The organism is Leifsonia aquatica (assembly GCF_014190775.1).
Lineage (GTDB): Bacteria > Actinomycetota > Actinomycetes > Actinomycetales > Microbacteriaceae > Leifsonia > Leifsonia aquatica.
On record NZ_JACHVP010000001.1, the window covers coordinates 373568 to 391428 of the forward strand.

Sequence of the window (17861 nt, forward strand, 5' to 3'; positions counted from 1 at the left end):
CGATCGCTCGACTCCCGAGAACGCGTCGTCACGCCGTGATGTTCGCGCTGTCCCCGCCTGTCGCGGCGAAGCTGGTGCCGCTGACCATCCTGGCTGCATCGGAGGCGAGGAAGACGACGAGCGGTGCCACATCCTCCGGTTCGATCCACGGGACGCCGAGCGGCAGTTTCTTCTGCGATGCCGCGGCGGCAGTCCTCTCGTCGTCGTCGACGTTGCCGGTGGGCTCGCTGCCTCCCGTGCGGATCATCTGCGCGTAGCGGTCTTCGTGGCGGGTCAGCGCCGTGTTGATCAGCCCCGGGATGACGGCGTTGACGGTGATCCCGTGCGGGCCGAGGTCCAGGGCGGCCGACTTCATCAGTCCGATCAGGCCCCATTTCGAGGCGGAGTAGCCGCTGCCGTCGAGGGTGCCGTGCTGGCCCTGGGTGGAGGAGGTGATGATGATGCGGCCCCCGCCGCGCTCGACAAGCAGTGGCGCGGCGACCCGCAGCACGTTCGCGGTGCCCGTGAGGTTGATCTCGATCTGGTCGTTCCAGAGCTGGTCCGACATCTCGAGCAGGGAACCGAAGCCCTGGATGCCGGCGTTGGCGAACACCACATCCACGCCGCCGAATCGCTCGACGACCCCCGCGAACCCCTCGCGCACCGCGGCGATATCGCGCTGGTCGAAGATCACCGGCAGCCACTCCGCACCCGCCGCCTCGACCAGCGAACCGGTCTCGGCGAGATCCTCGGGGGTCGCGGGTTCATAGTCCATCGCCGAGCTGGCCAGCCCGGCGATATCCGCACCCGCGACGCGGTAGCCCTCCTTCGCGAAGGCGACCGCCGTCGCCCTCCCGATCCCGCGCGCTGCGCCGGTGATCACCACGACTCGTCCATCCATCGCGTTCTCCCTCCTGGCGCGCACAGTACGCCGGGCGGAGTGGGGGAGGGAGGCTCACACCCGCGTCGGCGCCCCCAGCCCTTCCGCCGCCGCGACCATCGCGGCCCGCGCCGACTCCACCGTGATCAGGCTGTTGCCGGCCACGATGTGCAGCCCGTACGCATCCTCCAGCGCCACCAGGTTCATCGCGAGCGTCGCGATCTCCAGCCGCGGCTCGAACGCGCCCGCTGCGACGCCGCGCTCGAGGATCCCCGCGTAGGTCGCCAGTTGCCGGAGGTACATCCGCTCGACCAGCTCGTCGTGCAGCTGCGACGTCCCCGCCAGCACATCGAACTCGTACAGCAGCCGCATCAGCGCATCGTCGGGCCCGCTCGGCAGCCCCTCCTGGATCGCCGCGGCCAGCTGCAACTGCGGCTCGGTGATCGCCGCGACGACCGCGTCCCGGTGGTCGCAGAACCGCTCCAGGCCGGCGCGGTGGGCCTCCACGAGCAGGGCGTCGAGGTCCTCGTAGTAGTAGAGGATCGCGCCGCGGGTGAGGCCGGCCTTCTCGGCCACATCGGCCAAGGACAGCGAGCGGAGGCCGTGCTCGCCGACGGCGGTGAGCGCCGCCTCCACGAGGTCGGCGCGGCGTTCGTCCTGCTTGCGCGGTCTGGCCATCAGTTGACACTAGCCGATCGGCGTGACACGCTTACGGAATTCTTTGACACAAGCGTCAAAGAATGATCCAGTTCATCGCCGAGAGGGATTTCCGTGACCGACCTGCTCCTCACCAACGCGTCCGTCCGCACGTTCGACGACGCCCAGCCCTGGGCGCAGGCCGTCGGGATCACGGATGGACGCATCAGCTACGTCGGCAGCATGGACGACGCTCCCGCCGCCCGCGAGACCCGCGACCTCGGCGGCGCCTCCCTCACGCCCGGCATCATCGACAGCCACAACCACCTGCTCCTCGGCTTCGACCAGGACGCGGTCAGCCTGGAGGGCGCCGACACCCTCGACGAGGTGCGTCGCCGCATCCGCGAGCTCGCCGACCGCCGCCCCGACCTCGACTGGATCTGCGCCGAGAACGCCGTCTACTCCATCGTCAGCGGCCGCCGCCCGAACGCCGACGACCTGGCAGGCCTCACCGACCGCCCCATCTTCGTCACCACCTACGACCAGCACTCGGTCTGGCTCGACGAGAAAGCCATGCGCGTGCTCGGAATCGCCGGCGGCGGCGACATCCCGTGGGGGAGGCCCGAGCGTCGCGCCGACGGCAGCGCCACCGGCTGGGTCACCGACTTCTACACGAGTGCCATGACCACCGCGGGCCTCGCCGGGCTGCAGCGCGACATCCCGATGTACTCGCCCGAGCGCCGCTACCGCAAGCTCATCGGCAGCCTCGAGCTCGCGACCGCCAGCGGCATCACCACCGTCGTCGAGCCGCAGGTGCCGCTCGCCGAGATCGACCTGCTGTACCGCGCCCGGGCGGAGGGGCGCCTCAGCTCGCGCGTCATCACCGCGTTGTTCCACCCGATCGACGCCGACGCCGCCTTCCGCCGCGACCTGCGCGACGCGGTCGACTCCGCCCCGCTGGACGACCGCCTCCGGTTCGGCCCGGTCAAGCTCTACGCCGACGACGTCATCGAGCCGCACACCGCGTGGATGCTCGACGACTACGCCGACCAGCCCGGCCACCGGGGCCACCCGAGCGCCCCGGTGGGCGAGCTCACCCGCATCGTCACCGAGCTCGACCGGCTCGGCTTCCAGACCCACACGCACGCGACCGGCGACGGCGGCATCCGCCTGGCGCTGGATGCGATCGAGCACGCCGCCCGCACCAACGGCACCGTCGATCGGCGCCACGGCATCGTCCACGTCGAGTGCCTGCACCCCGACGACCTCCCGCGCTTCGCCGCCCTCGGCATCACCGCCGCCATGCAGCCGCGCCACTGCTCGCCCGATCTCGTCGCCGGCACGTGGATGGAGAACGTCGGCGAGCAGCGCTGGGACCGCGCCTGGCGCATCCGCTCGCTCATGGCCTCCGGCGCCCACGTCGCGTTGTCGAGCGACTGGCAGGTGGGGGAGATGGACCCGCTCGTCGGCTTCTACTCCGCCCTCACCCGCGCCGGTCTCGACGGCCGCGATGCGTGGACGCCCGCAGAGCGCACCACGCTCGACGACGCCCTCCGCGGCTACACCCGCGAGGGAGCCTGGGCCTGGCACGACGAGGGCCAGCTCGGCACCCTGCGCGTCGGGGCGAAGGCCGACCTCGTCGCCTGGTCGGACGACCTCTACACCCACGAGGCCGACCCGGCCGGCCTGCTCGACCAGCAGGCCGAACTGACCATCGTCGGAGGGGAGATCGTGCACGACGCCTCCACCGCCTCCGCGACCCCGTCCGTCTACGGCGGGCTCGCGCACTGCTCGGCGCACGCCGAGACCGCGCCGACGCACTGAGCGCGCCGACGCGCCCACCCCATCCCGTCACCCACCCCGTTCCTCTCACCGTCGCGAAGGAAACCCCCATGTCCCAGCTCGACCCGGCCATCGCGCCGTCCCGGACCGCGGAAGCACCGCACACCCCGGGCGCCCCCGCCCTCCGGCGCACCCTGAAGCTCCGGCACATCGTCTTCCTCGGCCTCGCCTACATGGCGCCGCTCGCGGTCTTCGACACGTTCGGCATCGTCGCCGACGTCACCCACGGCCACGTGCCGCTCGCCTACCTCGTGGTGCTCGTCGCCGTGCTGATCACGGCGCTCAGCTACTCCCGGATGGTGAAGGTCTTCCCGATGGCGGGCTCGGCCTACACGTACACGCGGGAGGCGATCAACCCGCACCTCGGGTTCCTCGTCGGCTGGGCGGCGACGCTCGACTACCTGCTGCTGCCGATGATCAACGCCCTGCTGTCGGCGATCTACATGTCGGCCGCGTTCCCCGCGGTTCCGTCCTGGGTGTGGATCCTGTCGACCATCGTCATCTGCACGGTGCTGAACCTGATCGGCGTGCAGATCGCGGCGAAGGTGAACGTCATCCTCGTCATCATCCAGGTCGTCGTGGCCGTCGCGTTCGTCGGGCTCACGATCAAGAACATCGTCGACGGCGCCAACGGGGCGTCGTTCTCGATGACCCCGTTCTTCGCGCCCGGACTCGACGTGCCGGCCATCGGGGCCGGCGCCGCCATCCTCGCGCTGTCGTTCCTCGGGTTCGACGCCGTCAGCACGCTCGCGGAGGAGGCGGAGAAGCCGCGCCGCGACATCCCGCGCGCCATCCTGATCATCGTCGCCGTCGCCGGCGTCTTCTTCGTCGGCGTCACCTACGTGATGCAGGTGCTCTTCCCCGACGTGGCGACGGTCGGCAACATCGTCGGTGCGTCGCCCGAGATCGCGAAGTACATCGGGGGAGCGGCGTTCCAGGCCGTGTTCATCGGCGGCTACATGGTCGCGGTGCTCGGCTGCGGGATCACGCAGCAGATGAGCGCCGCCCGCCTGCTCTACGCGATGGGGAGGGACGGCGCGCTGCCCAAGCGCTTCTTCGGCTCGCTCAACCGGGCGGGCGTGCCCGCGGCGAACGTGCTGCTCATCGCGGCGCTCGCGTGCTCGGCCGTGTTCCTCGACCTCGGGCGGGCCGCCTCTCTCATCAACTTCGGGGCGTTCGTCGCCTTCATCTTCGTGAACCTCGCGGTGATCTTCACGTACATCCGGTTCGTGAAGGAGCGCGGCTGGCGCGTCGCCATCGGCTACCTCGTGCTGCCGGGGCTGGGCGTCGTCATCAACGTGGCTCTCTGGTTCAGCCTGGAGCCGAGCGCGATGATCGTCGGCGGCGTGTGGGTCGCGATCGGGCTGGCGTACCTGCTGTGGCGCACGCGATTCTTCCGCGTCAGCCCGCCGCCGCTGCACGGGCCGACGGACCTGTAGGCCGCTGCGCCGGCTCGTCGCGCCGCGCGCTCACCGGCCGATGCTGAGCCAGCTGTCGGGGTCGGTCGCGGTGCCGCTCGGCGTGCCCGAGCCGGGCGCTGCCGCATCCTTCATCGATTGCAGCTGCCGTTCGATGTCCGCCCTGGTCAGGCCGGCCGCGAGTTGGCGCTCGAGGTCGGAGTCGGGGCGGCCCGTCTGGTCGTGCAGTGCGCCGGTGGCGATCAACTCCTCGGTCGCGGCCGCCCGGGCCTGCATCTGGGCGATCTTGTCCTTCGCGCGGTTGAGGGAGGCCCCGGCATCGTTCATCTGCGTGCTGATGCCGGCCGCCACCTCGTTGGCGCGCGCCTGCGCCTGCGAGGCCGTGTAGGTGGCCTTCATCGTCTCCTTCTCGACCCGGAAGGCCTCGATGCGTTCGGCGAGACGACGCTCGTTGTCCTGGAGCTGGGCCTGCTGCTTCTGCAGTGCCGCGTGCTGATCCCGGAGGGTCGCCACCTGGTTCTCCAGCAGGGACCGGCGTTCGAGCGCGGTGCGGGCGAGATCCTCACGGCCCTGGTTCAGGGCCTCCTGGGCCTGCTGGGCGAGCTTCTGATAGCGCGCGCCCATCTCCTGACCCTGCAGCTCGATGCGCTTGCGCGCCGTCGCGACCTCGGCGAGTCCCTGCCGCACCTGCTGGAGCATCCGCACCTGCTGGTCGTAGCTGTCGTCGAGGGCCTCGCGCGGGTCCTCCATCTTGTCGAGTGCGCGCGAGGTCTTGATGCGGAAGATGTTGCGCATCCGCGCGGTGTTGTCGCTCATGATTCGTTCCCCCCGTAGAGACGGTTCGTGGTCTGGCGGCGCGGCTCCGGCCGGCCGTCGAAGGAGTTGAGGGTGTGGAGCTCCTGGATGCCGGCGTGGATGGCCGCGACCTCGCGGTCGACGTCGGCGCGCAGCGCATCGAGGGCGTCGTCGCTGGGCGCTCCCAGGCCGGACGAGACCGCCGACCGCAGGCGGCGCACCAACCCTTCGACCTGTTCGACGCGACCGCGCACCACAGGGAGTTCCGCCGTGAGCGCGGCCGTGTCGGTCTCGCTCTGGAGCAGCCGGAGTTGAGACTCCAGCGTCGAGCCTTCGGCCTGGATGCGCTTGAACAGCCGGACGAGTTCGCCACGCAGTCCGTCGCTGCGCAGCGTGAGCTCGACGGCCGCCCGTCCGCTCTCGAGGCTGTCGTTGAGGCGCATCCGGAGTCGCAGCACCTGCTGCTGCGGCCCCCAGGTGAACGCGGTGCGCGTGCGGAGCACGGCTCCGTTGATCGTGCGGCTGCGCCTGATGCTTCGGTACACGGCGCGGACGATCAGCACGCCGATGAGGATGCCCAGGAGGGCGATCACCAGGAGGCTGAGGAGGACGCCGGCGATGACGCTCATGAGCGCCGCCCGCCGCTCATCGGTCTGAAGCGGGGCCGGATGCGGGTGCCCGCCGCTGAGTTCATGTCCATCGGTCCACCTTCGTCGACCTGTCGGTTGCAAACGCGATGTATCGCGTTTCCGTCAAGGTACGCCTATCGGGACGGAAATGCATGCGGCAGACGTCCAGGTTGGGCCCGCCTCGACGGGCTCCGGCTCAGTCGGCCTCGAGCGTCTGCAGGTCGCGGGGGAGCAGCGGCCGCATGAAGGTGCGGTCGTAGCGGATCACGCATCCCGATTCATCCCGGATGCGGTCGGCCGCGATGAACTCGGGGTCGACGCCGAACAGCTGCCGGTACTCCTCGTACGCGGCGAGCGAGGGGAAGGTGAAGAGCGCCAGCGCCTGGTCGCTGGCGCCCTCACCGGGGAGGAAGTAGCCGTGGTGCTCTCCGCCGTGGCGGTTCACCAGCCGGATCCAGGCGGCGGCGAACTCCTCGAACGCCCCGATCTTCGCCGGGTCGATCGTGTAGTGCACCACGCAGGTGATCACGGCGTGCTGACCTCGCCGTCGTCGTCGCGCCGGATCCCCTCCAGCACGGCATCGCTCGGCTGCCCATTGGGCCCGTAGCGCAGGGCGCGCGGCAGATCGCAGGCGTGGGCGAACTCCCGGATGTCGAAATTCGGATCGGCATGAAGGAGCACCTGCCCGACGACCCACGCGACATTGGTCTTCACCCGCCCCGTCTCCTCGTCGGACAGCACCTGGTCGGACCGCTGCTCCTCGTCGTCGTCCAGGCGGCTGTGGCCGGCCTGGTCCGTCCGATAGGGCGCGTCCGACCAGTCGTGATTCTTGATCTCCGCCGCGAACTCGGCGGCGAGACGGCTCAGCACTCGGTCAGCCGCCCGGGTTCTCGACGGGCTTGTCGTCCGCGTCGGTGCCGGAGTCGGGGTCGACCTCGCTGGGACGGGGGAGGTCGTCGGGGTGCGGCTTATCGGTCATCGGCTCCACCACCCGACGCGGTGTCCTCGCCGTCGTTCGGCGTCCCGGTGCCGTTCCCCGAACCGTCGGGCAGATCGTCCGGATCGGGTCGTGCGTCCTTGTCGTGGTCCATGCGGATACCCCTTCTATCGGTTGCGCTGCGACAGTACGCCGGGAGGGGAGGCGGCGTCAGGGGGTTGCGGATCAGCCGACGGAGGGTGCGACGGTCGTCCGCGCCGAGAGATCCCGCAGCGCGGAGCCGGCCTCCGCGACCATCGCGTCGATGCTCCGCCCCGGTGCGATCGCGAGGACGACGCCGCGTTCGTCGCGTTCGAGGGGTTCGAGGAGGTCGAGTTGGCTCGTCAGCAGCGATGCCGGCATGAACTCGTGCGACCGGCCGGCCAGCCGGCGCTCCAACTCGGAGACGGCGACGTCGAGCTGCACGAACACGGCCGCGGGGAGCCGGAGGCGCAGACGGTCGCGGTAGGCGCGACGCAACGCGGAGCACGCGATGACGACGTCGCCCGCCGCGGATCCGGTCTCGGCGACGGTGTCGAGCCACGGCCAGCGGTCGGCATCGTCGAGCGGCACGCCCGCGGCCATCCTGGCCTTGTTGGCGGGGGGATGGAGGTCGTCGGCGTCGAGGAATCCGCGGCCGAGGGATGCCGCCAGTGCCGCCCCGAAGACCGACTTGCCAGAGCCGGAGACGCCCATCACGACGACGACGGCCGGGGCGTCGCTCACAGGAGCCCCTGCTCCTCGCCGCCGACCGGGATCGGCGTCATGGTGGTCACGGTGGTCGGGGCGGCGAGCAGGTCGCCGACGGCCGCGTTCAGGGCGACGACGGCCGCTCCCTCTGCGTGGGCCTGCAGGAGCTCGGGGGCCGTCCACTTCTCGATCATCGTGATCGTGCCGTCGGACGCGGCGTGGATGGCGTAGAGCAGGCAGCCCTCCTCGGCGTGGACGGCAGGGATCGTGGCGCGCAGCGCATCGACGAGCTCGTCGCGGCGGCCTTCGAGCGGGTGGAACACGGCGGTGACGACGACGGTCATGGGGTCTCCAAAGGGATCGGGATGTCAGAGCCCGCGGACGGCGGGACTCAGGGCGGCAGTGCTGGACCGCAGGATGAACTCGGCATCCACGTGGATGCGCCGGGGCGCCTCCGGGAGGTTGCCCTTCGCGCGACCGACGGCGAGCTCGACCGAATGGAGGGCCAACATGTCGATCGGCTGCCGGATGGCCGAGAGGGGTGGCGACACGAGCTCGGTCCACGGATTGTCGTCGAACACGATGACGCTCAGGTCGTCGGGGACGAGTGCGTCCGCCTGCTTGAGCGCGTGCAGGGCGGAGGGGACCTGCGCCGTGTTTCCGATGATCAGCGCGGTCGGCGGGATCGGGAGGGCCAGCAGGGAGGCGACGGCATCCCGGCCCGCATCGCCACGGAACGGGATGGCGCGGACGAGGTCGTCGCGCACCTCCAGGCCGGCCGCCGTCATCGTGCGGCGGAAACCCGCCACCCGGTCGCGCCCGGTGGAGGTCGTCAGCGGCCCGGAGATGAACGCGATGGCCTCGTGCCCGAGGTCGATGAGGTGCTGGGTCGTCACCTCCGACGAGGCGTCGTTGCTGATCGAGACGACGTCGATCTGGGGGAGCTCCTCGATCTCGCGGTCGACGAAGACCACGCTGATGCCGAGCTCGAGAAGCCGCGACCACTTGTCGATGTTGCCGCCGGTCGGGGTGGCGATGACCGACGACACCGAGCGGCCGATGAGGTTGTCGATGGATTCCGCCTCCAGGTGCGGATCCTCCTGGGTCGTCAGCAGCACGACGTGCACGCCACGGGCGCGGGCCTCCCACACGACGCGGTCGGCGAGACGGGCGAAGAACGGGTTGACGAGGTCGGCGAGCACCAGGCCGATCGTGGGCGCGCCACGGTGCTGCAGCTCGCGGGCCGCCGCCCGGGGCTGGTATCCGAGTCGCTCGATGACCTCGACGACCTTCGCCCGGGTGAGGGGCGCGACGGGACCCGTGCCGTCGTTGAGGACGCGGGAGACCACGGCGACCGACACGTCGGCCTCGCGTGCGACATCGCGGATCGTCGCTGGTTTCTTCACCGGTACCTCCTGTGGTCGTGCTCAGCCTAATGATGTCCGCCCCCGTGTTTGACGCGGAGAACGGGTAGTGGTACAAAAGTGTAACCGTTACCACTCACCAACGCGAACGACGATGGAGTCGGGCCGACCTTCGGCCGAACACACGATCTCCCAGCCGTCGCACGACAGGAAAGGCGATCGTGAACCTTCACTCCCTCCTCCAGCAGCGCGAGACCGAAGGCCGCCCGATCCGCGTCGGCCTCATCGGCGCCGGCCGGTTCGGCACGATGTACCTCGCTCAGGCCAGGAACATCCCCGGTGTCCACGTCGTGGCCATCGCCGACATCAACGTGGCGCGCGCTCAGGGCGCCTTCGAACTCGTCGGATGGCCGGCGGAGCAGATGGCGTCCACGATCGAGGAGGCCATCGCCCACCGCACGACGACGATCGTCCCCGACTCGGCCCAGCTGTTCGATGCCGACATCGACGTGATCGTCGAGGCCACCGGCAACCCGATCGTCGGGATCGACCACGCCCTCAAGGCGATCGCCACGGGCAAGCACATCATCATGGTCACGGTCGAGGCGGATGCGCTCGCCGGACCGGCGCTCGCGCGCCGCGCCGAGGAGGCGGGGGTCGTCTACTCGATGGCCTTCGGTGACCAGCCCGCGCTCATCATGGAGCTCGTCGACTGGGCGCGCAGCTCCGGCTTCGACGTGGTCTGCGCCGGCAAGGGCGCGAAGTACCTCCCGCACTATCACGAGATGAACCCCGACAACGTCTGGGACAACTGGGAGTTCTCGAAGGAGCTCACCGAGTCGGGGCAGCTCAACCCCTACATGCACACCTCCTTCCGCGACGGCACGAAAGCCGCCATCGAGATGGCGGCCGTGGCGAACGCGGCCGGCCTGACCCCGTCGGATGAAGGGCTCACCTTCACGCCGGGCAACATCGAGGAGATCGCGACGATCTGCCGGCCCTCCGACGTCGGCGGCGTGCTCGCCAACGGCGGATCGGTCGACGTGATGTCGAGCGTCACCCGCGACGGAGAGTGGATCCCGTTCAACACCCAGGAAGGCGTGTTCGTGGTCGTGAAGGCGACCAACGACTATGTCTCGGGATGCTTCACCGAGTACCCGTGGCACCCGGACCCCACCGGCCAGTACGCCGCCCTCTACCGCCCGTACCACTACGTCGGCCTGGAGCTGAACATCTCCATCGCCAACGCCGCCCTGCTCGGCGTCGCCACCGGGTCGCCCATCGGGTTCCACGGCGACGTCGTCGCGACCGCCAAGAAGGACCTCGCCGCCGGCGAGTTCCTCGACGGCGAGGGCGGGTACACCGTGTGGGGCAAGCTCGTCTCCGCAGAGACCTCGGTGCGCGAGCGCCTCCTCCCCGTCGCCCTCGCCCACCACGTCGAGCTGACGCACGACGTCCCGAAGGGCCGCAGCGTCAGCTGGGACGACGTGATCATCGACGAGTCCCTCGCCACCGCCCTCGAACTGCGCCGGGAGACCGAGGCGCTCATCAGCGTCTCCGCCTGATCCCGGCCCATTCGCCGCGGCCCGCGGCGGAGAATGGTCCGACAGCAGCGCGGGCACCACCCACCCACCACCGATGAGAAGTCCCCCTTCCAATGACGAAAGGAATCACCATGAAGCGACGAGTCGGCAGCATCGCTGCCCTCGCGACCGCATCCGCGGCCCTGCTCGTGCTCAGCGCGTGCTCAGCGACCCCCGACGGCTCGGCAGGAGGCGGAACCGCAGGCTCCGCCGACCTCGTCTCGCTCGTGCAGACGGGCAAGAAGACCGATGTCACCGAGGTCGAGAAGGCGCTCGGAACCCCGAAGGCGAAGTCGGACGTCAAGCTCTGCTACGTCACCCGCACCCTGGCCAACGAGTTCTGGGGCTATGAGCGCGACGGCTTCGAGAGCGAGGCCAAGAAACTGGGCGTCAAGTACCAGACCTTCGCCGTGAACGACGAGTCGTCGATCACGGAACAGCTGGACAAGGCGCAGAGCGCGCTCAACCAGGGATGCTCCGCCATCCTCGCGTCGCCGATCTCCGCGACCGCCCTCGACACCGTGTTCAAGGCGGCCCTCGCCAAGGGGGTCCCCGCGATCGTGCTCAATGACGCACAGGGGACGGTGCCCGGCGTCGTCTACGTCGGACCGGACGCCGAGACCATCGGCGAGACGGCGGCGGACTACATCGCCAAGCAGCTGCCCGACGGCGGCAAGGTCGCCCAGATCGAAGGCGACCCGGGCTCGTCGAACGCGCTGAACCGCGGCAAGGGGTTCAAGGCCGGTATCGCGAAGAACACCGATCTCGACCTGGTCGCCTCGCAGACGGCGAAGTGGGACACCAACCAGGCCCAGACCATCGCCAACGCGATGCTGACCGCGAACCCGGACATCAAGGCGTTCTACTCCCAGAACGATGGCATGGGCCTCGGCGTCCAGGCCGCGATCGACGCGAAGGGGCTGACCGGCAAGGTGATGCTCGTCGGGACCGACGGCATCCCGCAGGCGAAGAAACTGATCAGCGACGGCACGTACACCGCGACGGTGAGCGAGCGGCCGACGACCGAGGGTGAGACGGGCGTCAAGGTGGCCCTGTGGCTGCTCGACGGCAAGACCGTCCCCGCCTGGGTCGACGTCCCCGCCTTCATCGTCGACAAGCAGAACGTGGCCCAGTACCAGACCGGGATGCCCTGACCGGCAGCCCTGATCCAGGACAGGAACCCTCATGACTGACACCCTTCTCGAGATCCGGAACGTCGCGAAGTCGTTCCCCGGGGTGCGCGCGCTCGACGACGTCAGCTTCGTGCTCCGCCGCGGCGAGGTCCTCACCCTCGCCGGGGAGAACGGAGCGGGCAAGAGCACGCTCCTCGGCATCCTCGGCGGCTCGATGGCACCCGATCGCGGTTCGGTGACGGTCGACGGCGTCCGGCGCGGTGAGTACTCACCGCGCCGGGCGCTGGCCGAAGGGGTCGTCATCGCCCACCAGGAGCCGGCCGTCGTCCCGCAACTCACGGTCGAGCAGAACCTTCTCCTCGGCAAGTCGGGCACGGAGCGGCGCGCCGCCGGGCCGGCCGTCGACGCGGCACTTGCCGACGTCGCGGCCATGGGCTTCCCGCTGACGAGGAAAACGCGGCTCTCCCGGCTGAGCCCGGCGCAGCGGCACGCGCTCACCATCGCGAAGTCGTTCGCCTTCGGCGCCAAGATCGTCGCCCTCGACGAGCCGACGACGTCGATGGTCGAGCAGAACGTGGAGGCGGTGCTGACCCGCGTGCGGCAGATCGCCGCCGATCGCGGCGTCGGAGTGATCTTCGTCTCCCACAAGATGCCCGAGGTCATGACCGTCTCCGACCGGGTCGTCGTACTCCGCGACGGCTCCGTCGGCTTCGATTCGCTGATCGGCGACACGGACGTCGACGAGATCGTCCGCAAGATGGTCGGCCGCGAGCTCCTCGGCTTCAAGCGGCTTCATCCCGCCCGGGCGGATGCGCCCGTGGTGTTCCGCGCCACCGGCGTCTCCCGCCCGGACACCGATGCCGTCAACGACATCGCCGTGCGCCGCGGAGAGGTCGTCGGCATCGCGGGACTCGTCGGCTCCGGCCGCACCGAGTTCCTCCGAGCGATCGTGCGCGCCGACCCGGGATGCGGGGGAGCGCTCGAGATCGAAGGCAAGCGGCTCCGCGTGCACACGCCGAATGACAGCAGGAACGCCGGGATCGCCTTCATCCCGGAGGACCGCAAGCAGCAGGGCCTCGCTCTGCAGATGCCGGCCTATGCGAACGTCGCCCTCACCGCCGCCCGCGGCATGGTGGGGCGCGGGCCGTTCATCAGCCCGCGCCACCAGATCGCCGTCGCCACCGAGATCACCGAGTCCCTCGCTCTGCGGCCGGAGAACGTGCGGCTGCTCGCACGGCAGTTCTCCGGCGGCAACCAGCAGAAGCTCGTGATCGCCAAATGGCTGCGCAGAGGTTCGAAGGTGTTCCTCTTCGACGAGCCGACCAAGGGAGTCGACGTCGGCGGCAAAGCCGAGATCTACGGTCTGATCGACCAGCTCGCGGCGGCAGGGAACGCCGTCATCGTGGTGTCGTCCGATCTGCCCGAGATCATCTCCCTCAGCGACCGCGCGCTCGTCATGCGCGCCGGCCGCTTCATCTCCGAGCACACCGGAGACGACATCAACGAACAGAGCCTCGTGGCGAGCGCCATGGGGATCGCGAAGGGAACATCATGAGCAACGCGTCAGCGACGCCGCGCAAAGCGCGGAGAGCTCCCGTCAACCTGCAGGCGCTCGGCATCTTCGGGGCCGCAGCGGTCATCTTCATCATCTTCGGGATTCTCAGCCCGAACTTCCTCACCCTCGACAACCTCCGCGACGTCGCCGTCTCGGCGTGCGTCAACGCCCTCATCGGCATCGGCCTCACCTTCGTCATCATCACCGGCGGCATCGACCTCTCGGTGGGCTCCATCGCCAGCTTCGTCGGCATCGTCTCGGCGAACATGATGGTCAGCGGAGGGGTCGGCGCGTTCCCCGCGCTCGCCGTGGGTCTCGTCCTCGGCTTCCTCGCGGGCGCCGTCAACGGCATCCTGATCACGGCGCTCAAGCTGCCCCCGTTCATCGCCACCCTCGGCACGATGAGCATCTACCAGGGGCTCGCGTATGTCGTCACCAACGGGACACCGGTCTACAACGTGCCGACCGACTTCGTGCTGCTGCTCAACAGCTACATCGGCGGGGTGCCGATCGTGGTGGTCGTCGTCATCGTCGTCGCCATCCTCGCCTGGCTGCTCCTGCGCCGCACGGTCTTCGGCCAGAACGTGATCGCGACCGGAGGCAGCGAGGAGACCGCGTGGCTGTCCGGTGTGCGCGTCACCCGGGTGAAGATCCTCGTCTACGGCATCTCCGGTGCGCTCGCCGCTCTCGCGGGGCTCGTGATCGTGGCCCGCATCTCCGCCGCCCAATCGGAGGCGGGGAGCCCGTACCTGCTGACCGCCATCGCGGCCGCCGTGATCGGTGGAGCGAACCTGATGGGCGGCGAGGGCCGGATCGCCGGAACTCTCGTCGGCGCCCTCATCCTCGGCGCGCTGACCAACGGTCTGGTGCTCCTGAACGTGCCGAGCTTCTACGAGCAGATCGTCACGGGTGCGGTCGTGCTGATCGCCGTGGCGATCGACCAGGGCAGCAAGGGCTGGCCGATGATGCGCCGCGGCGGGCGCGACAAGGTGGAGCCCGCTCCGGTGACGTCGTCGGTGTCCGCCCCGGCGCAGGACCAGGGCCAGGATCAGGGCCAGGTCGTCCGGTGACGCAGGAGGTGTCCGCGGTGGCCGGCGACCAGCTCGCCGGCCACCGCATCCTCGTCACCGGCGGCGCCGGCCTCATCGGGCGCACGGTCGTAGACGACCTGGTCGCGCGTGGCGCCGAGGTCTCGGTGCTCGAGGTCGGCGAGCCTCGGGGGGCTGCGAAGGATGCGGTCGAGGGCCGCTGGCTGGTCGGTTCCGTCAGCGACGCGCGTTTCGTCCGCGATGCCGTCGAGGGGATGGACGCGGTCGTGCACCTCGCGGGCCGGGCCGGCCTCGACCAGGGGGAGCCGGCAGAGATCTACGAGGCGAACGCGCTGGGCACCTTCCTGATGCTGGATGCTGCGGCTCAGGCCGGAGCGCGCAAGGTCGTGTACGCCTCCAGCATCAACGCGTCCGGGCTCCCGCTGAACTCGCGCCCCGTCCTCCCCACGCGCTACCCGTGGGACGAGACCGAGCCCGCGGACATCGACGACGCCTACTCGCTCTCCAAACAGGCCAACGAGGCCGCCGGAGCGGCCGTCGCCGCGCGTTACGGGCTCGCGGTCACCGGCATCCGGTTCCCCCTGGTGCGCGACATCACCGTCGACGACGGCACGGTGTTCGCTCAACACATCCGTCGGGCCATGCGGGAGGACCCGCGCCGACAGGCGTGCGAGGGATGGACGTACCTGGACGTCCGCGACGCCGCCCGAGCAGTGTTCGCGGCGCTGACCCATTCGACTCCCGCAGCCCCGGGCATCCTCGTCGCGAACCCGCTGACCTATCTGCGACAGGACACGGAGACCGCATTGCGGCGTTTCGCGCCGGAGGTGCCGCGCGCGAGCGTTCCTGGTCGGCACGTCCCGGTCGTGCTCGCGCGATCCGAAGACCTGCTCGGCTTCCGGGCATCGATCACGCTCGACGATCTCGGCGCACAGCTGCTCGTGGACCTCGACGACGCGGAAGGTCTGGCATGACGGGGTCGATGACGGTCTCCCTCCTCGGTCTGGGGCGGATGGGCGAGCCGATCGCGCGCCGCCTCCTGCGCGATCTCGGAGCGCTGACCGTGTGGAACCGCACCCCGCGGAAAGCGGACGGCCTCGCGGCGAGCGGCGCCGTCGTGGCCGCCACCCCCGCGGATGCGGCGGCCGACGTGACCCTGACCGTTCTCACCGACCTCGTCGACGTCGAGGACCTGCTCGACGGCGACCACGGCCTGCTCGCCGGATGGGCTGCGAAGGGGATCGCGTCGCCGGTGCTCGTCGTCCACGGAACCGTGTCCCCCGTCGCGGTCGCGGCGTTGGCGTCGAGCCTCGCCGCTCGCGGGGTCTCGGTGGTCGACGCTCCGCTGAGCGGAGGCGTCCTCGGCGCGGAGACCGGAGCGTTGAGTGTGATGGTGGGTGGGTACGACGCAGCCGTCGAGAAGGCGCTCCCGGTGCTGCGCCTCGTCGGCTCGACCGTCGTCGTCTTCGGGCCGCCCGGGTCCGGCGAGATCGCGAAGGCGTGCAATCAGGTGGTCGTCGCCGCGACCGTGACCGCCATCTCGGAAGCCCTGGTGCTGGCGGACGCGACCGGGATCGACCGTGGACGCCTGCTCGACGTGCTCGGTGCGGGACTCGCCGGCTCCGAGGTGCTGCGGCAGAAGCGCGGGCGCTGGCTCGGGCACGACTTCGAGGGCGGAGGCAGCGCGGCGAACCAATTGAAGGATCTGCGGTTCGTCGCCCAATCGGCGCAGGCGTCCGGCGTCACCCTCCCGGTGGCGGCGGCGGTGGCAGGACTGTTCGACCGTATGGTGGTGGACGATCGCGGGGAGCTCGACCACACGGCGATCGAGCTCACCATCGCCGAGCTCGGCGCGGGGAAGGACTGACCATGCTCGACATCGTCGACGCCCACCACCACCTGTGCACCCTCAGCACGGCGTCCTACCCGTGGCTCGAGGGTCCCGTCGTGCGCCGATATCACGGAGACGATCGTCCCCTCCGCCGCGACTACCTCGTCGCCGACTACTTGCGGGATGCGGCCGAGCTGGAGGCGCTCGACGCCCGCCTGGTCGGATCCGTGCACATCGAGAACGGCGCGGCGGACCCGATCAGCGAGAGCCGATGGGTCGACGAGCTGATCGCCGCGCATCCCGTGCCGAACGTCCAGGTCGCCAAGGTAGACCTGTCCGCACCGGATGCGGCCGAGCGGGTGGCGGCGCACGCGGCGCTGCGGTCGGTCCGTGGCGTCCGCGACATCCTGAACTGGCATCCCGATCCGTACTACTCGCACCGGGAGCGCGACGATCTGATGTCCGACCCCTCCTGGCGGAGCGGGTTCGCCGCTTTGGCTCCTGCGGGCCTGTCGTTCGACCTCCAGGTGTTCCCGTCCCAACTCGACGACGCGGCGGCGCTGGCAGCGGACTTCGGCGGCACGGCTATCGTCCTCGACCACGCCGGGATGCCGATCGAGCGCGAAGGGGACGCGCTCGACGCGTGGCGCAGGGGGATGGATCGCGTCGCCGCGGAACCGAACACGATGGTGAAGATCTCGGCGCTCGGCACCAACGATCACCGCTGGACCGTCGACAGCATCCGCCGCATCGTGCTCGAGACCATCGACGCCTTCGGGCCCCAGCGCTGCATGTTCGGCAGCAACTTCCCGGTCGACGGCCTCTACTCCCGCTACGGCGAGCTGTTCGCCGCCTTCGACGCGGTCGTCGACGGGTTCTCCGGCGACGAGCGGGCGGCGCTGTTCGCCGGTACCGCCCGGTGCTTCTATCGCTTCTGACCCTCGTCGTTCTCGCGCCGCGTCGTCGTGTCCGCGATGTACGCCTCCATCGCGCCGCGCAGCTCGCCGAGCAGCGTCTCGAACTGCTCGAGCAGCGCGGGAGGGTGCTTGGCCATGACGGCGGCGATGCGGTCGCCGAGGGGGTGGAAGAAGTCGTCCGCGATGGTCTGGACGTTCGGGGTGGAGTGGAGGGTGACCATGCGGCGGTCGGCGTGGCCGCGACTGCGCACCACGTGACCCGCGGCCTCCAGCCGGTTCAGCAGGGTGGAGGTGGCGCCGGCGGTGAGGCCGATGCGGTCGCTGAGCCGTGCGGGCGTGAGCGGCGTGCCGCGTTCCTCGGCGGCCAGGATCTCGATGAGGGCGACGGCGTCGGTCGAGTGGAGGCCCTCGCTCGCGGCGAACTCGCGCGCCAGCTCGGAGTAGCTCGCGCCGTACGCTCGCAGCGCCTCGTTGAGGCGCTCGCGCTGGTCGTCGAGCGCGTCGTGCGTCTCCGCGTCGGTCATCGCATGGCCCTCCCGTCGGCGGCTGCTGCCGTCGAACAGGTTATCAAAGCATCAAGTTGT

General features: G+C 70.1%; 19 protein-coding genes. 9 read left to right on the forward strand and 10 right to left on the reverse strand.

The window, feature by feature from the left end:
- Positions 1 to 28: 28 nt before the first annotated feature.
- Positions 29 to 880 carry an SDR family NAD(P)-dependent oxidoreductase gene (locus tag FHX33_RS01690; RefSeq protein ID WP_021763022.1) on the reverse strand — a complete coding sequence of 284 codons (852 nt, stop codon included), beginning with the start codon at positions 878 to 880 and terminating at the stop codon, positions 29 to 31.
- A 54-nt stretch (positions 881 to 934) separates the two neighbouring features.
- Entirely contained in the window at positions 935 to 1537 is a 603-nt protein-coding gene (locus FHX33_RS01695; RefSeq protein ID WP_021763023.1) for a TetR/AcrR family transcriptional regulator, read from the reverse strand.
- A gap of 93 nt (positions 1538 to 1630) precedes the next feature.
- Here FHX33_RS01695 and FHX33_RS01700 point away from each other — a divergent pair, with 93 nt between their 5' ends.
- Positions 1631 to 3319, forward strand: coding sequence for an amidohydrolase (locus FHX33_RS01700; RefSeq protein ID WP_021763024.1), 1689 nt, complete (start codon positions 1631 to 1633; stop codon positions 3317 to 3319).
- A 68-nt stretch (positions 3320 to 3387) separates the two neighbouring features.
- The gene (locus FHX33_RS01705) at positions 3388 to 4776 is read left to right on the forward strand and encodes an APC family permease (RefSeq protein WP_021763025.1); all 1389 of its coding nucleotides are present in this window, start codon (positions 3388 to 3390) and stop codon (positions 4774 to 4776) included.
- A gap of 30 nt (positions 4777 to 4806) precedes the next feature.
- Here the strand turns inward: FHX33_RS01705 and FHX33_RS01710 are convergent, their stop codons facing one another.
- The 7 genes from FHX33_RS01710 to FHX33_RS01740 form a co-directional block, all read right to left on the reverse strand.
- Complete coding sequence (locus FHX33_RS01710) at positions 4807 to 5571, reverse strand: PspA/IM30 family protein (RefSeq protein ID WP_183428086.1); 765 nt, start codon at positions 5569 to 5571, stop codon at positions 4807 to 4809.
- Complete coding sequence (locus tag FHX33_RS01715; protein ID WP_021759170.1) at positions 5568 to 6179, reverse strand: hypothetical protein; 612 nt, start codon at positions 6177 to 6179, stop codon at positions 5568 to 5570. Before FHX33_RS01715 ends, FHX33_RS01710 begins: the two co-directional genes overlap by 4 nt.
- A gap of 196 nt (positions 6180 to 6375) precedes the next feature.
- Positions 6376 to 6708 (reverse strand): NIPSNAP family protein, encoded by a 333-nt coding sequence (locus FHX33_RS01720; RefSeq protein ID WP_021759172.1) that lies wholly within the window; start codon positions 6706 to 6708, stop codon positions 6376 to 6378.
- Entirely contained in the window at positions 6705 to 7049 is a 345-nt protein-coding gene (locus FHX33_RS01725; protein ID WP_021759174.1) for a hypothetical protein, read from the reverse strand. Before FHX33_RS01725 ends, FHX33_RS01720 begins: the two co-directional genes overlap by 4 nt.
- Positions 7050 to 7341: 292 nt before the next feature.
- Complete coding sequence (locus tag FHX33_RS01730; RefSeq protein ID WP_021759178.1) at positions 7342 to 7881, reverse strand: gluconokinase; 540 nt, start codon at positions 7879 to 7881, stop codon at positions 7342 to 7344.
- Positions 7878 to 8189: a putative quinol monooxygenase gene (locus FHX33_RS01735; RefSeq protein WP_021759180.1), complete on the reverse strand. Its 312-nt coding sequence runs from the start codon at positions 8187 to 8189 to the stop codon at positions 7878 to 7880. Before FHX33_RS01735 ends, FHX33_RS01730 begins: the two co-directional genes overlap by 4 nt.
- Positions 8190 to 8213: 24 nt before the next feature.
- Positions 8214 to 9251 (reverse strand): LacI family DNA-binding transcriptional regulator, encoded by a 1038-nt coding sequence (locus tag FHX33_RS01740; protein WP_021759182.1) that lies wholly within the window; start codon positions 9249 to 9251, stop codon positions 8214 to 8216.
- Between the two features lie 179 nt (positions 9252 to 9430).
- On the opposite strand from FHX33_RS01740, the gene FHX33_RS01745 reads away from it, so the two are divergent.
- The 7 genes from FHX33_RS01745 (at position 9431) to FHX33_RS01775 (ending at position 17298) form a co-directional block, all read left to right on the forward strand.
- The gene (locus FHX33_RS01745) at positions 9431 to 10774 is read left to right on the forward strand and encodes an NAD(P)H-dependent oxidoreductase (RefSeq protein ID WP_021759186.1); all 1344 of its coding nucleotides are present in this window, start codon (positions 9431 to 9433) and stop codon (positions 10772 to 10774) included.
- 110 nt (positions 10775 to 10884) lie between these two features.
- Positions 10885 to 11946 (forward strand): sugar ABC transporter substrate-binding protein, encoded by a 1062-nt coding sequence (locus FHX33_RS01750; protein ID WP_039921347.1) that lies wholly within the window; start codon positions 10885 to 10887, stop codon positions 11944 to 11946.
- Between the two features lie 31 nt (positions 11947 to 11977).
- Positions 11978 to 13480: a sugar ABC transporter ATP-binding protein gene (locus FHX33_RS01755; RefSeq protein ID WP_021759189.1), complete on the forward strand. Its 1503-nt coding sequence runs from the start codon at positions 11978 to 11980 to the stop codon at positions 13478 to 13480.
- Positions 13477 to 14550 carry an ABC transporter permease gene (locus FHX33_RS01760; RefSeq protein ID WP_021759191.1) on the forward strand — a complete coding sequence of 358 codons (1074 nt, stop codon included), beginning with the start codon at positions 13477 to 13479 and terminating at the stop codon, positions 14548 to 14550. The genes FHX33_RS01755 and FHX33_RS01760 overlap by 4 nt, the downstream gene beginning before the upstream one ends.
- Positions 14547 to 15503: an NAD-dependent epimerase/dehydratase family protein gene (locus tag FHX33_RS01765; protein WP_183428087.1), complete on the forward strand. Its 957-nt coding sequence runs from the start codon at positions 14547 to 14549 to the stop codon at positions 15501 to 15503. The genes FHX33_RS01760 and FHX33_RS01765 overlap by 4 nt, the downstream gene beginning before the upstream one ends.
- The gene (locus FHX33_RS01770) at positions 15500 to 16396 is read left to right on the forward strand and encodes an NAD(P)-dependent oxidoreductase (RefSeq protein ID WP_021765027.1); all 897 of its coding nucleotides are present in this window, start codon (positions 15500 to 15502) and stop codon (positions 16394 to 16396) included. Before FHX33_RS01765 ends, FHX33_RS01770 begins: the two co-directional genes overlap by 4 nt.
- A gap of 2 nt (positions 16397 to 16398) precedes the next feature.
- A complete protein-coding gene (locus FHX33_RS01775; protein WP_021765026.1) occupies positions 16399 to 17298 on the forward strand; it encodes an amidohydrolase family protein in 900 nt (299 codons plus the stop codon).
- Here FHX33_RS01775 and FHX33_RS01780 read toward each other — a convergent pair.
- On the reverse strand, positions 17286 to 17801 hold the full coding sequence (locus FHX33_RS01780) for a MarR family winged helix-turn-helix transcriptional regulator (RefSeq protein ID WP_021765025.1): 516 nt from the start codon (positions 17799 to 17801) through the stop codon (positions 17286 to 17288). The genes FHX33_RS01775 and FHX33_RS01780 overlap by 13 nt on opposite strands.
- Positions 17802 to 17861: the final 60 nt, after the last annotated feature.

What these genes read in the sequence shown, in the direction of transcription:
- FHX33_RS01695 (WP_021763023.1), bottom strand. Translation starts at nt 1,537, where the DNA reads ATGGCCAGACCGCGCAAGCAGGACGAACGCCGCGCCGACCTCGTGGAG.
- FHX33_RS01715 (WP_021759170.1), bottom strand. Translation starts at nt 6,179, where the DNA reads ATGAGCGTCATCGCCGGCGTCCTCCTCAGCCTCCTGGTGATCGCCCTC.
- FHX33_RS01755 (WP_021759189.1), top strand. Translation starts at nt 11,978, where the DNA reads ATGACTGACACCCTTCTCGAGATCCGGAACGTCGCGAAGTCGTTCCCC.
- FHX33_RS01760 (WP_021759191.1), top strand. Translation starts at nt 13,477, where the DNA reads ATGAGCAACGCGTCAGCGACGCCGCGCAAAGCGCGGAGAGCTCCCGTC.
- FHX33_RS01690 (WP_021763022.1), bottom strand. Translation starts at nt 880, where the DNA reads ATGGATGGACGAGTCGTGGTGATCACCGGCGCAGCGCGCGGGATCGGG.
- FHX33_RS01770 (WP_021765027.1), top strand. Translation starts at nt 15,500, where the DNA reads ATGACGGGGTCGATGACGGTCTCCCTCCTCGGTCTGGGGCGGATGGGC.
- FHX33_RS01735 (WP_021759180.1), bottom strand. Translation starts at nt 8,189, where the DNA reads ATGACCGTCGTCGTCACCGCCGTGTTCCACCCGCTCGAAGGCCGCCGC.
- FHX33_RS01705 (WP_021763025.1), top strand. Translation starts at nt 3,388, where the DNA reads ATGTCCCAGCTCGACCCGGCCATCGCGCCGTCCCGGACCGCGGAAGCA.
- FHX33_RS01710 (WP_183428086.1), bottom strand. Translation starts at nt 5,571, where the DNA reads ATGAGCGACAACACCGCGCGGATGCGCAACATCTTCCGCATCAAGACC.
- FHX33_RS01780 (WP_021765025.1), bottom strand. Translation starts at nt 17,801, where the DNA reads ATGACCGACGCGGAGACGCACGACGCGCTCGACGACCAGCGCGAGCGC.
- FHX33_RS01775 (WP_021765026.1), top strand. Translation starts at nt 16,399, where the DNA reads ATGCTCGACATCGTCGACGCCCACCACCACCTGTGCACCCTCAGCACG.
- FHX33_RS01750 (WP_039921347.1), top strand. Translation starts at nt 10,885, where the DNA reads ATGAAGCGACGAGTCGGCAGCATCGCTGCCCTCGCGACCGCATCCGCG.